Source organism: Neobacillus cucumis (assembly GCF_016908975.1).
GTDB lineage: Bacteria > Bacillota > Bacilli > Bacillales > Cytobacillaceae > Neobacillus > Neobacillus cucumis.
Genome location: NZ_JAFBEX010000017.1, coordinates 37,441 through 50,085 on the forward strand (window position 1 = coordinate 37,441; position 12,645 = coordinate 50,085).

Annotated in this window: 13 protein-coding genes; all 13 read right to left on the reverse strand. The window is 37.3% G+C overall.

What is annotated here, in order from left to right; genetic code table 11:
• Window positions 1-16 precede the first annotated feature (16 nt).
• The 13 genes from JOC76_RS20640 to JOC76_RS20700 all read right to left on the reverse strand — a co-directional run bounded on the left by JOC76_RS20640 (window position 17) and on the right by JOC76_RS20700 (window position 12,618).
• Complete coding sequence (locus JOC76_RS20640) at window positions 17-214, reverse strand: hypothetical protein (RefSeq protein WP_205180674.1); 198 nt, start codon at window positions 212-214, stop codon at window positions 17-19.
• Window positions 215-360: 146 nt separating this feature from the next.
• Window positions 361-882 carry a hypothetical protein gene (locus JOC76_RS20645; RefSeq protein ID WP_205180675.1) on the reverse strand — a complete coding sequence of 174 codons (522 nt, stop codon included), beginning with the start codon at window positions 880-882 and terminating at the stop codon, window positions 361-363.
• A gap of 116 nt (window positions 883-998) precedes the next feature.
• Window positions 999-4,922: a fibronectin type III domain-containing protein gene (locus JOC76_RS20650; RefSeq protein WP_205180676.1), complete on the reverse strand. Its 3,924-nt coding sequence runs from the start codon at window positions 4,920-4,922 to the stop codon at window positions 999-1,001.
• Window positions 4,923-4,994: 72 nt separating this feature from the next.
• Window positions 4,995-5,834 (reverse strand): TasA family protein, encoded by an 840-nt coding sequence (locus tag JOC76_RS20655; protein ID WP_205180677.1) that lies wholly within the window; start codon window positions 5,832-5,834, stop codon window positions 4,995-4,997.
• 64 nt (window positions 5,835-5,898) lie between these two features.
• Window positions 5,899-6,435 (reverse strand): TasA family protein, encoded by a 537-nt coding sequence (locus JOC76_RS20660; protein WP_205180678.1) that lies wholly within the window; start codon window positions 6,433-6,435, stop codon window positions 5,899-5,901.
• Window positions 6,436-6,527: 92 nt separating this feature from the next.
• A complete protein-coding gene (gene sipW / locus JOC76_RS20665) occupies window positions 6,528-7,091 on the reverse strand; it encodes a signal peptidase I SipW (RefSeq protein ID WP_205180679.1) in 564 nt (187 codons plus the stop codon).
• Between the two features lie 442 nt (window positions 7,092-7,533).
• Window positions 7,534-8,286, reverse strand: a complete 753-nt coding sequence (tatC, locus tag JOC76_RS20670) for a twin-arginine translocase subunit TatC (RefSeq protein WP_205180680.1) — start codon at window positions 8,284-8,286, stop codon at window positions 7,534-7,536.
• A gap of 164 nt (window positions 8,287-8,450) precedes the next feature.
• A complete protein-coding gene (gene tatA / locus JOC76_RS20675; protein ID WP_205180681.1) occupies window positions 8,451-8,636 on the reverse strand; it encodes a twin-arginine translocase TatA/TatE family subunit in 186 nt (61 codons plus the stop codon).
• A gap of 190 nt (window positions 8,637-8,826) precedes the next feature.
• Window positions 8,827-9,336 carry a dihydrofolate reductase gene (locus JOC76_RS20680; protein WP_205180682.1) on the reverse strand — a complete coding sequence of 170 codons (510 nt, stop codon included), beginning with the start codon at window positions 9,334-9,336 and terminating at the stop codon, window positions 8,827-8,829.
• Complete coding sequence (locus JOC76_RS20685; protein ID WP_205180683.1) at window positions 9,333-10,127, reverse strand: thymidylate synthase; 795 nt, start codon at window positions 10,125-10,127, stop codon at window positions 9,333-9,335. Before JOC76_RS20685 ends, JOC76_RS20680 begins: the two co-directional genes overlap by 4 nt.
• A 96-nt stretch (window positions 10,128-10,223) precedes the next feature.
• A complete protein-coding gene (locus JOC76_RS20690; RefSeq protein ID WP_205180747.1) occupies window positions 10,224-10,802 on the reverse strand; it encodes a TerD family protein in 579 nt (192 codons plus the stop codon).
• Between the two features lie 96 nt (window positions 10,803-10,898).
• Complete coding sequence (locus JOC76_RS20695) at window positions 10,899-11,513, reverse strand: TerD family protein (protein WP_205180684.1); 615 nt, start codon at window positions 11,511-11,513, stop codon at window positions 10,899-10,901.
• Between the two features lie 31 nt (window positions 11,514-11,544).
• The gene (locus tag JOC76_RS20700) at window positions 11,545-12,618 is read right to left on the reverse strand and encodes a toxic anion resistance protein (RefSeq protein WP_205180748.1); all 1,074 of its coding nucleotides are present in this window, start codon (window positions 12,616-12,618) and stop codon (window positions 11,545-11,547) included.
• Between the last annotated feature and the right edge of the window lie 27 nt (window positions 12,619-12,645).

Genomic DNA, 12,645 nt, shown 5'->3' on the forward strand with positions numbered 1-12,645 from the left:
AATGAAAAGAATTTTACTACTCTTGTTTTATCCATGTATTTACCTGTATCTTTCCCGTTATGTTATCTATATCATTATAAAAAGCATTTGTATTCGAACTTAAATAGGAAGTTAATAATGTAATAATATAAATAAATACTAATAGTTGAATAACAGAAAGCTGATTTATGTAGTTTCTATTTTTGGAGAACTTTCTTACCCTAGTATATCTCATGTTCATTACGCTCCTTTACCTAAGTGAGGGATACTTAAAATACAAAATATACGTAATTATTTAAATAACAAAGCGTTCTTTAAATGACTCCAGTAATAGTTACTGGAGTCATTTATTCATTTAATTATTTCACGGGGCTTTATTGGTTAATTCCCCATATCCATTGATTGATGTTCGCTTACATCAACTGCTTTTTGGGTAAGACTTTTTGTTAAGCGGTCTTTTTGACCAGCTTTTATGGCATTACCATGTTCTTTCGAAATGCTTCCTTCTTTTATTGCCTTATCAACTATTTGACTGTCAACATCACTTAGTTTTTGTAAGAATTGTGCTTTTGTTAACCCTTTCTCCTTCGCTATCTGAACTAATGTTCTCCCTTTTTTCATTTCATCAATAATATGAATTGGTAATACATTTAATACTTTTGCTGATTCAGTTATCACGTTCATTTGGGTTAAACGGCTTCTTCGTATAGTAGTTTTCGTAGTCTCTGCTTTATTTTTAGTCGTTGGCGGTGAGTAATGGGCCATAATCGCTTTTGCATCTACAGAAGGTGCTTTTGCTTTACTCTTGGCAAATGCGGTTTGATTATGCCATATAATTATTCCTGTGGCTAAAACCAAAAGCAGTGCAATAAAGACAGAAAGCATGACTCTTTTGTTTTTCATTTATTTACCTCCTTATTGCAAACATTTATATTAATCTTTATTCTTAACGAATCTCTATTTAGGCTGCGACTATATTATTTGATAGAGTCGCAGCCATTTTTCGTTTTTTCTACCTTTTATGGTGTTAAAATGCTAATGGAATTTGACCAAGTAGAGTTTCCTATTTGATTTACGGCTCGAACCCTTACGTAATAGGTTTTTTTCTTCAAAAATCCAGTTCTTGAATAGGTGGTCCAATTACTGCCAGTATTGTAGGTTGAAACGTTCGTCGCAAATGATGAATCAGTGGAAAATTGAACATCGTAGCTATTAATCGTACCGGCTGGCGCAGTCCAACTTACTCTAATTGTATCTGTTGTGGTTCCACTCGTTGCGGTTGCACTGACTCCTGTTGGTGCTGCCGGAACATTAGAAATAGTCACGTTGACAGTATTGGAATAACTCGATGGTGTATTCCCATTAACCGCGTTTACACGATAATAATATTTCTTGCCTGCTTGTACAGTGGTGTCGGAATAGGTAGCGTTTGTTCCACTGCCTGAATTTACTCCACGGGTACCTATAACTGCAAAATTTACTCCATCAATCGAACGTTCAATCGTGAATCCTGTCTCATTCAAAGATTGATCTGTCCATGACAGCCTTACACTTGGTCCAGATTGAACACTTGCCGTCAGATTGGTAGGAGCCGCAGGTGCTACTGCTATTATAGTTACACTTGATGTGTTTGAATATTGTGAAGAAAGCGTTCCATTGATTGCTTTTACTCGGTATGTGTAAGTAGTTCCAACGATGAGGCTTGTATCCGTAAACTTTGATTGAGTTGAGCTTCCTACATAACTAAAGTTTTTACTATCTGTTGAACGCTCAACTACAAATCCTGTTGCATTTGTCGCATTATTGGTCCAAGTTAAATTTACATTTGCTCCAGATTGCGTAGCCTTTAAATTGCTTGGTGCTAGCGGAATACCAGGTGCATTAACAGTGTTAGAAGGTGTTCCACCTGTAAGATAAGAATTGGGGTCCAACTTGTTTGCAGCAGTTGCAGCATTAAATGCATCTACTCGATATGAGTAAGTAGTATTAAGGTCTACTGTAGTATCGGTATATTGGGTGTTATTCGCTAGCACTGAACCAATTTTAGTGAATTTACCAACTGTACCGTTTATAACTGGAGCGCGCATGATATTAAACCCTATTTCATTAGAGGATTTTCCCAGTGTAGTCTGGTCATAGGTATCATTATTTACAGTAACCTTTGTAGGGTCGGTCCATGTTAAGTCCACTTGCCCTCCGTTTGTCCTCGTCATACTTAAAGTAGAGGGACTTGGCTTAGTATTAATGAAGTTAAAACTAATCGTTCTCATCATATCGTTCTCTTCATGTCCTAATAGATGACAGTGCCATACATATTCCCACGCAAAATTAGTCATCACATTTGTAACAGTAACTGGATTTCCAGTCTGAGGATCGATGTTCATAAACTGACCTGTAGACCCTAAAGGCATGGTTGGGTCGAGCGGTCGGATACTATCAGGCAGACCGAATGGTAATTTTGGTGAGATTGGTCTTAGTGCTACAATGCAATCTTCTAAAGGATTCATCCGAACTGTATCTTTCCAGCCTAGTTCGTTGGCATCCGGAAATCTAATAGAACCATCCCAGCCTACTCGATTGATGAGTTGGACATCGAATAAGTGGAAGTGAATGGCATGTGTATCGACTCCATTGTGAGTGATCTTCCAAAGCTGCGTTCCATCACCCGAAGGCGATCCTATTGGTGTCATCGAATCCTGCAGGTTCTCTGTCGAAGGATCGACATATCCAAGCATTATGGTGGTTTGGTTCTGGAAATTCGTATTTGGCATTTCCACCCCAAGGGTTGCATCCATCCGCCCATAATTTTGTTCAAATTCTTCCGCAATAGCCTTCGGCTTAAGATCCATCGTTACAGAAGAAGTAGTTCCTGGTGGTGTGAAAGTTGTTGAGGTATCTTGAATATTTACCCACTTACGATTTGGGTCATCTGGCTGATTTGGGAAAATAAGTTCTTTCTGACCTGTAGCAAAGGAATTTGGCACGGCAGCATTTAATTTATTCAATGTAGCTTGAGTGGTGTCAACCGCATTAGGGTCTGCTGCAACCTTAATCTGCATAATAGTACGGGTATTGGGGCCGAAACCAGGCTGTGTTGTTGGGGCTCCACCCGTATTTTCACCAGTTGCTGACTGATCAGGGTCCCCAGTGTAATAATCATAACGCGGGTCAAAAGCAGGTACAGGAGCGGGTGCGTCATTATAAAGAATCAGTGTTTGACCAGCATATTTACTGAAGTCTACGACAACATCTGCTCTTTCAGCAGGGGCTAATAATAATGTTTTATCAGAGACGTTTAATACTGTAATACTCCTTCTGCCATATTCATAATTTATCGGTTGGTTTTTAAGGACTGCTGGCTTTGGAAGGAATCCGCTTTCATTTCCAATTTGAATCATTTCTGGTCCCACTGTAGCTGGGTCTGGAACACCGCCTTCGCGGCCATCTGTCGGCCAAGTGGATGGGTAACCAGTCTTGCGTACTGCATCTACCATTTTAACTTCACCGGCATCTGCATCGTTTAAAGTACCATCCGCTTTCCACATCTCCCCATTAGACTTGGCTTGATAAAACTGTAGATTCCACATTCTATCATTCGAAGCATTCAAAATGCGGAAACGATAAGCTTTAGGGTCAACAGTCAAGGTTGGATAAGCAGTTCCATTGATGACAGGCGTATCCATAAATGCTTCAGGCGTTGTAGAAATATTGGGTGTACCTGGATTCATTGGGGCTTGACCATCATCGCCAGCCAATTGATTTGCAACTGGTCCATTTTTCAATCCTGTATTTGGCGGCCAGAACCATGGACCATAATCCCATCTGCCCATTGGGTTTGATCCGGATAAGTCATAAGGATTTTGGTTGGGCATATATACATGCGGGAACCATAAACTACCCTGTCCGCCCCATTTATTTGTATCCCAGGTCGGGTCAGTCGCTTTCAACTGAGTATCAGAAGGGACAAAGGTTTTGTCTTCGATTATTAATGGAATCTCACTGTTACCGCTAGGAATCACTCCTTGGTCAATAAGATTCTGTTCCACCTGATCCCTGAGGAGATACCCGGCTGCTTCACCAGCATAGACATTTAAACGGGTCAGTCCTAAGCTATGATCATGGAAAAACATTAATCTAGCACTTTGTTGATTTGAATAGAAGAAGGTTTGAGAACCATCTCCTGGGTCAGACATATCCGGAACATTTCTAACACTTACACCTTTCGGATATGGTGTATTCTCTCCTGCCGGTGTAATCCATTGGTGAGGTGTACCATCGCTAATCCATGGAGTAACCCCCCCATGTAAATGAAGAGTAGCACGGTTTTGAGTATACTTATTTACTCCATCTGGACCCAAACCTGCCCCCATTAAGCTTTCATCCACAGGAAGGAATAAATCTCCCCCACTCCCTGTTGGTAGTTTATTTGTAAATTTAATCCTAACAGGTCGATCCTTTTTAGCTACAATGATTGGTCCAAGATAATTTGGTTTACTGACGTTTGGATCTGTAGTATTTGTTTGCATATAACCTCTAAGCTTTGTTGGCTGCAAGTCACTGTGCATTTGTTCTTCATACTCTACTAAAGAAATTTCATAGTAATCTGAACCGGGATATGTAGTCGTATCCGGCACTGCAACTGGAAGATATTGCCCAAGGTTATTTTTATTTGCTTCACCTACCCCTGGTAAAGAATCAACAAATTTTCTTATTCCCGTACCTGCAATGTGTTCACCTGTTGTTGAATCAAATTCAGGGAGCTGACTATTTGCATAGTTAGGTGTTGTCCAATAATCTGGAGTTCCTCCTGGTACACCCGTTGCCGCAAGTACCTTTATCGAAGAATACATTTCCAATGGAGCAATCCCTACTGAAAGCAATCCGACAAGCAGACAAATATTAATTTTCCGACCGGTTTCTTTGATTTTTTTGAACTTATACATATCGCATCAGCATCTCTCCCAAAAATTTTTTAACGAGCCAAACGTTTCTATAAACTTGTTGCTCATTAACAATTAATTGTTCCTTACCTGCTCCCAGTAAGTTTTAAAAGTAAGATTTGCAGAAATGCCTTGATAAGAATTGTCTGAATCCAATGGTAGTTCCACTGTAAAAGCCAGCAATTCCGTTTTTCCTGGTTCTGCGATAATATTCAAACTGCTTACATCTGCTGTACTTAGTAAGTCTACTAGATTAGCACCATAGAGATCAGTTACTTTAACGAGATCGTCAGAAACTGTGGCTCCTGGTGTACCCATGATGTCATTGATATGCTGCATTAAGATTAAATTTTCAGCTTGTAACAATTGGCTTTTCCAGTTCGAATCCTGAGTTGGATCAGCCCCAGGGTTTTCTGTAGCCCACTCCTTATACCCATCATTTAGAAAGTTCATTATTTTATCCATTTGCGTGGCTGTTAAATTCGTTTGTTTCCCATTTAAGCCAACGGAGTTAAACCATTTTACCTGCCAAATAACTACCTTTGCTTTATTGGAAAATTTAGCATTTTCTCCTATATTGCTGCCTTCTTCATTTGTAACAGAAACAGTTTTAAGCTTGGCTCGCAGTGTTCCTTCATTCTTTAAGAAAAGCCCACGGGTTTGTTTATCTCCTGGAGCCCAAATCCCTGTTGGATCGATACCTGGCATGTCCGCAGTTACATTAGTGTAAAACATTGGTCCGGAGGTTGGGACATCATCTCGATTGGCTGTTATTTTTAATGTTCCTGCCGTAAATTGATTATTAGCATTAGTTGCATTACTTGAAAATAATGCAAAAGTTACACCACCAACGGCTATGCCCAGACCCAGTATCCCAGATAATGATAGGATCATAAGTTTTCTTTGTACCTTCATTCACTAATCCTCTCCGTTCTGTATCGTTAATTAGAGGAAATCATTAACCTAAGGCAACCGTGGATCATTGCCAACTTACAGGACCATTCTGATCATTATTTGTGTTGTTTCGTGCTTGAACTGCTTTCACACTAAAAGTTACCTTTCCGGATTTACCTTGATATTCGTTACCAGCTGAAGAAGGGAAATTGTATCCAATTTTAAATGAATGGGTTTCACCTGCAGGAATAAGGATAGGAGCCGAATCAAATGTTAGTTTAACGCTGTTAGTTCCTTCAAATATGTCACCAATATTATTGTTCACAATATCATCCGCATCAGTAGAATACGAATCAATTTTTACCCATGCATCTAAATTTCCTGTGTTCTTTATAGTTAATTCTTTTGTGTCTTTATCTCCAGGTGCTAGGTTTCCAATATTTACAGAGTCTTTCAATACAGCTCCACCAGTAACATCATCAACTTTCAGTAAACCGGCAGTAAAAGTATTACCTGCGTTTGATGTTGTTGAACTGAATAAAGCAAATGTTCCCCCACCTATTAATGCTGCCCCAAGTACTGATGTAAGAACGGCTCCTCCGAATTTCTGTTTAATCCCCATCAAGTGTTCCTCCTTTATCCCTGATCTATTTGCCAGTTTCTAATTTTATTGAACCTCTTTTTTTAAAAGAAGAATCAACCATTTTGGACTTTTTATTTTGTTGGATAATCCTTTTTAGCATCCATTACTTTGATCGTTTTCCAGATGGAACTAATCGACCAAATGATCAATAGAAAACCTGGAACAATTAGCATTAGGACAGACCCAAGTTTGGACTTAACAAATGACAGTAAATATCCGAGAAATGGAATCGTGAAATGGTCGTATTGAGCGACAATATTTGCTGCTGGAACAGGGAAGGTATCTAAACCATCATTGTTATCACCTTTTGTAAAAAACTGCAGGGATTCATTTGATTTTTGGACTTTGATAATCCTGTGAGTAATCAATGTATTCGGTGCATCCACGGCTTTATATGTGATGATATCACCCTTCTTAAGACCTTTTATCTTAGTCATTGGAGTCACAGAGATTATTGAGCCAGTTTGGATATTAGGCTCCATCGACCCTGATAGTACAGTTAATATTTCATGACCAAAAAATGTGGGTGTACCCCCTGAAATTTTAGAAGTGATAAGAGTAATTACTAAACATACCAGCAATCCATAAATGGTAAAAGAAACTATTTTACTGATCCATTTATTGATTTTTCTCATTTTATACACCTTCTTTTCACAATCCTTCAAGTTATGTTACTTTAAATGACAATACACAAGTATTTAAGAATAGTTTATTTTGTTCTTTTTAAAGAACCTTTCGAAGTAAGTATAAGTTAATTTTCAATTCATATAAAATACCAAATTTAGGCATTTCCCCCCATTTAAGACTATTTTGATTTATTATTCTAGCATTATCTAGCGTTATCTCATTTTTTCTATCTCAATTAACAAAATGATTATCAAAAGAGTTTTTTTCTCCAAAAATCCTCTTTAAATCAACATTATTACCATTTATCAACAAAGTTTTGGATTTATATAAAATAAAAAAAATTATATTTTTTAATTTATTAATATAATAAACATTACAACAATACTTAAGGTGAGTAAAAGTTTAAAACAAAAAAGACCTTAAGGTGTCAGCCTTAAGGTCCACTTTTCTTTATGCTTTTATAACTTCTTCCTTCTCATCTTCATGTTCCTCGTCTTGCTGCTTTTTCAATTTTTTCCGATAAACGAATTTGGATAAATTGATGCTTACTTCGTAGAGTAGCAACAACGGCAATGTAACTACAAAATCCGACATAAAATCTGGAGGTGTAATCACAACCGCGATAATGATTAAAACAAAATAGGCATACTTACGAATTTTTGATAAAACAAACGGGTTAATAATCCCAAGAGAGGTTAAAAACATAACTACTACAGGTAATTCAAACAACACTCCAAAAGGAAGAGTCATATTCAAGATAAAACTAAAATACCTATCTGCAGTAAAATTTGTAACAAACATATCTTGACCAATGTTTACTAAAAAGTTCAGTACCATTGGGAAAATAACAAAATAACCAAATGCAAGACCCAAAACAAATAAGATAAACAGGGCTGGAATATACGTAACAGTTATTTTCCGTTCATTCGGTCTTAATGCTGGTCTAACAAATAACCAAATTTGCAAAGCTAGAACAGGTATAGTTCCAGCAACCGCCACAACTCCCGCAAGCATGAAATATATCCACATGATGTCACTTGGGCCGAGTACAAGCAGCTTTGTATTTCCAACAAACCATTTATAGATATTATCAACATAAATAAAACCAACAATAAAAAATACAATAAAGGCCAGAGCCGATATAATAATTCGTTTGCGCAATTCTTCTAAATGATCTACTAAGTTTAATTCCTTATCTTCCATGTACTTCCCCTGCCAATTTCAAAGGTTAAAAAAGAGCACTTCTGTTAATCCAAGATATTTAGCACTATATCTAGACATTAGGATATTAACATGTTTATACGTATTCAAATAGGTTTAAACTTCGAGAAGAAAAGGTGTAAGATAAAATCTCACACCTTATTTAGTCAAATTTTCTTCTCTTCTTTTATATCTTCTATTACATCATCTGTTAATTCACGAGTCGACTTTTTAAATTCTTTTAAAGTCTGTCCAAACGCTTTGCCAATTTCAGGGAGTTTCTTTGGACCAAAAATGATTAGGGCAAGAGTCAAAATTAAAATCAATCCGGGTACTCCGATATTAGAAAACATGGATTTACATCCCCTTTAAATGGTGTTGTTTATTACTAATATGATTATAGTATTGAAAGTACTTTTTGCGGTAATTATCCCCAATAGTTCATAGTTATTTCACAAAATTTGATAAAAATTCAATGAAAGTGACATTTAGCATTTTAATCATTTTTACTATCACTATAGACAATTTAACAATTACAACCGCTTAAGTCAATGTCGCATCTTTAATTAAATTGCGATCATAGATTCGAAACTCATAATCGTAAGGATTTTTTTCATTTTTAACTCCTTTTTCTACCTTGGTGAGCATCCACTCTTCTGGATTAAACGGAGGAAAAAAAGTATCTCCATCAAACGACTCGTCAATATAGGTAATATAAAGGCGATCAGCAAATGGAAATGTCTCTCGAAAGATTTCAGCCCCGCCAATCACAAAAATTTCACTCTTTTGATTTTGACAATACGTTAAGAACTCATCAATTGAGTAGAATACGGTGCATCCATCACACTTATATTGTGATTGCCTAGTTATCACAATATTTTCACGTCCTGGAAGGATACGTCCAATTGAATCATGTGTCTTTCTCCCCATTACAACGGGGTGCCCCATTGTAACTCTTTTAAAGAATTTGAGATCCTCTGGCAAATGCCATGGAAGTTCATTCTCTTTGCCGATTACTCTGTTTTGATCCATTGCCACAATAAAGGAAATCATACACTAACAGCTCCTTTTATGTGAGGATGTGGGTCGTATCCCTCTAGTGTGAAATCTTCATAATTAAAAGAAAAGATATCCTTCACATTTGGATTAATTTTTAAGGTTGGCAATGGCCGCGGCTCTCTCTCTAATTGCTGTTTAACCTGATTAAGATGGTTTTGATAAATATGTACATCACCAAAAGTATGAATAAACTCACCAGGTTTTAAATCACACACTTGAGCAATCATATAGGTTAAGAGTGCATATGATGCAATATTAAATGGGACTCCAAGAAATACATCAGCAGAACGTTGATATAATTGGCAAGATAATTTTCCATCAGCAACATAAAATTGGAACATGCAATGACATGGTGGTAGTGCCATCTCGTCGATTTCAGCCACATTCCAAGCATTTACAAGTAATCTGCGGGAATTAGGATTTGTTTTAATCTGTTCAATTAATTCACTGATTTGATCAACCGTTTTCCCATTAGCCCCTGTCCATGAACGCCATTGATGACCGTAGACAGGTCCTAATTCGCCCTTTGCATCTGCCCATTCGTTCCAAATCCTTACTCCATTTTCCTGAAGATAGCGAACATTTGTATCTCCATTTAAAAACCATAGCAATTCATAAATAATAGATTTAAGATGCAGCTTTTTGGTGGTTATAAGCGGAAAACCTTCTTCTAAGTTAAATCTCATTTGATAACCAAAAGTACTAATTGTCCCTGTACCGGTACGATCACCTTTCACATTACCATTTTTTAGTATATGTTCGCATAATTGTAGATATTGTTTCAATTTAAGACACTCCTTTTACTGCCATTCGTATTTCTTCATTCTATCATGATAAAAAAAAGCTGCCAATTAATGTTGGCAACTCCTTCTAATAATTGGCTAAACTTCTAATCCGAAAGTTCGACAAAGTGCTGCTAAGCCGCCTGCAAAACCACTGCCAACTGCGTTAAATTTCCAATCTCCATTATGTCGATAAAGCTCACAAAACACAACAGCAGTTTCAACTGAAAAGTCCTCACCAAGGTCAAATCTGAGTACTTCACGATCGTTTTCCTCGTCCACAAGGCGGACAAAAGCATTAGACACTTGACCAAAGTTCTGATTTCTAGCCTCTGCATCATGGATTGTGACAGTTATGGCAATCTTATTTATATGGGACGGCACTTTACTGAAATCAATTTTTACTTGCTCATCATCGCCTTCCCCTTCACCAGTCCGGTTATCGCCTGTATGTTCAACTGCTCCTGAGGGGTGAATCAACTGATTATAAAATATAAAATCCTCTTCTTTATTGACTCTTCCTTCTGAATCCGTTAAAAAAGCGGACGCATCTAAATCAAATTCGTTACCGCCATGATACCGATTTGTATCCCATCCAAGACCTACAACAACCTTTGTTAATCCAGGATTTGTTTTCGTTAAGTCTATTCTTTGTCCTTTTGCTAAGTTAATTCCCAAATCAATCACCTCAAGCCAAGCTTTTTTCAAGTTATACGCAGAAAAGTTACTCTAGAATGTCCAAATCAGTACTTGTCCAAAACACTCAAGTTTTAGTTAACTATAAGAACGAACAACTTCACTCAAGCTTGCAGCATTTGTTCCACTGCCGATAGCAGCGAACTTCCACTCATTTCCATGGCGATAAATTTCGCCAGTCACCAGGCATGTAAGTCCGCTATAATTATCAGTTAAATTGTAATGGAGCAACTCTTGGTTTGTATTAGGATTTACAACTCTAATAAAAGCATTGCGAATCATTCCAAAATGTTGTTTTCTTTTTATACAATCATAAATATTAACTACAAAAACAAGTTTCTGGATATGCGCAGGGACACGGCTAAGGTCAATCGAAATTTGTTCGTCATCGCCATCCCCGTCCCCTGTTAAATTATCACCGGAATGCTGGACACTGCCATCATTACTCCTTAAGTTACCGAAATAAATAACATCTTTATTGTTTTTTAATTTGTCATTTTCCCCTAGCATGATAACAGAAGCATCACAGTCGACGTTTGCACTGCTAGAACCGCCGCCAAATAAGCCGCCAAGAAAACCTCCAGATCCACTGCTTTGTACTGGATCCCAGCCCAAACCTACCAAGATTTTAGATAATCCCGGATTTCCTTTTGTTAAATCAATGCGTTGACCTTTTTGTAAATTGATTGCCATACCATTCACCTCATTAAAATATTTTATAAGCTTAAGATTGCTTTAATTTCTTAAAATTTTCTTGCAGCTGTTCTAACCGATTTGATCCCTCTTGACGAAGTCGTTTATTTTCTTCTTCAATGGCACGTGTTTCCTGCATTCCTTTAATGATAATGTTCCAAGATTCTTCAATCGTCTCGATTTTTATGCTAGGTCCTCCCGCAAGTCGAGCTATATCAGTACTCTGTTGTGAGATGTTCTGCGCATTTCTTAGTAACATTTCATTTGTTCTGCGGTCAAGTTCGCTCATCGAATCGGCTACAAGCTTTTGCCTTTTTGCTGCAACAGCTTGTATCAATCCATTCTTAAAAATAGGTATAGTTGTCACAAAGGCAGAGTTAATTTTTCCTATGAGCTTTGTATTCCCTCTTTGTAAGAGTCGAATTTGCGGTGCTGTCTGAAGAGCAACCATCTTTGCCATTTCAAGGTCATAAATCCGCTGCTCCAACAGTTCGATTGCATTTTTAAGTGAATCTAACTGCATTGAGGCAAGCTGGTCACCCTGAGCCGCTCGGGATTCAAGCTGTGGAAGTTGGTTATTTTTTAGTTCTTCCACTTTTAATTCACCGGCCACAATATATTTTTCAAGGGTTAAGTAAAATTGATAATTTTGTTCATACATTTGTTCAAGCATATTGGTTGCATCGACCATTTCATGTTGATATTTAGAAATTTCCACATAAACTTTGTCGATTTCTGCACCCATGGTTTGATACTTGCCAAATAGCTTCTCGACTATTTTTTCTCCCTTTTTAAAAAGCTTGCCAAATAGTCCTCCGGAAGTCTTTTGAAAATCCTTAGCATCAAATTTATCCATTATCCGCCCTAGGTGTTTGAGCAGTTCACCAGAATCTTCAACTTTCGTTGTCCGCATATTACTTAAGATTTGATCAGAAAACCGCGATATTTGTACAGCAGGCTCTTTTCCAAATTCCAATATTTGTATTTGATCTCGTTCATCAATTGTACGAGCTAAATTTTGAATTTCTGGTTCTTTACGTAAAGCTAGTTTTATATCAGATACTTTAGTTTCGGTTAGAATATCATCCGTTGTAACAGGTGTCATCCCGTTTGATGGATTTGGTGATAAACT

Bases quoted from the DNA above. Each gene is read 5' to 3' on its own strand.
- JOC76_RS20660 (WP_205180678.1), bottom strand. From the start codon at position 6,435: ATGGGGATTAAACAGAAATTCGGAGGAGCCGTTCTTACATCAGTACTT.
- sipW (WP_205180679.1), bottom strand. From the start codon at position 7,091: ATGAGAAAAATCAATAAATGGATCAGTAAAATAGTTTCTTTTACCATT.
- tatC (WP_205180680.1), bottom strand. From the start codon at position 8,286: ATGGAAGATAAGGAATTAAACTTAGTAGATCATTTAGAAGAATTGCGC.
- JOC76_RS20645 (WP_205180675.1), bottom strand. From the start codon at position 882: ATGAAAAACAAAAGAGTCATGCTTTCTGTCTTTATTGCACTGCTTTTG.
- JOC76_RS20655 (WP_205180677.1), bottom strand. From the start codon at position 5,834: ATGAAGGTACAAAGAAAACTTATGATCCTATCATTATCTGGGATACTG.
- JOC76_RS20695 (WP_205180684.1), bottom strand. From the start codon at position 11,513: ATGGCAATCAATTTACAAAAAGGTCAACGCATTGATTTAACAAAAGGA.
- JOC76_RS20700 (WP_205180748.1), bottom strand. From the start codon at position 12,618: ATGACACCTGTTACAACGGATGATATTCTAACCGAAACTAAAGTATCT.
- JOC76_RS20650 (WP_205180676.1), bottom strand. From the start codon at position 4,922: ATGTATAAGTTCAAAAAAATCAAAGAAACCGGTCGGAAAATTAATATT.
- tatA (WP_205180681.1), bottom strand. From the start codon at position 8,636: ATGTTTTCTAATATCGGAGTACCCGGATTGATTTTAATTTTGACTCTT.
- JOC76_RS20640 (WP_205180674.1), bottom strand. From the start codon at position 214: ATGAGATATACTAGGGTAAGAAAGTTCTCCAAAAATAGAAACTACATA.
- JOC76_RS20680 (WP_205180682.1), bottom strand. From the start codon at position 9,336: ATGATTTCCTTTATTGTGGCAATGGATCAAAACAGAGTAATCGGCAAA.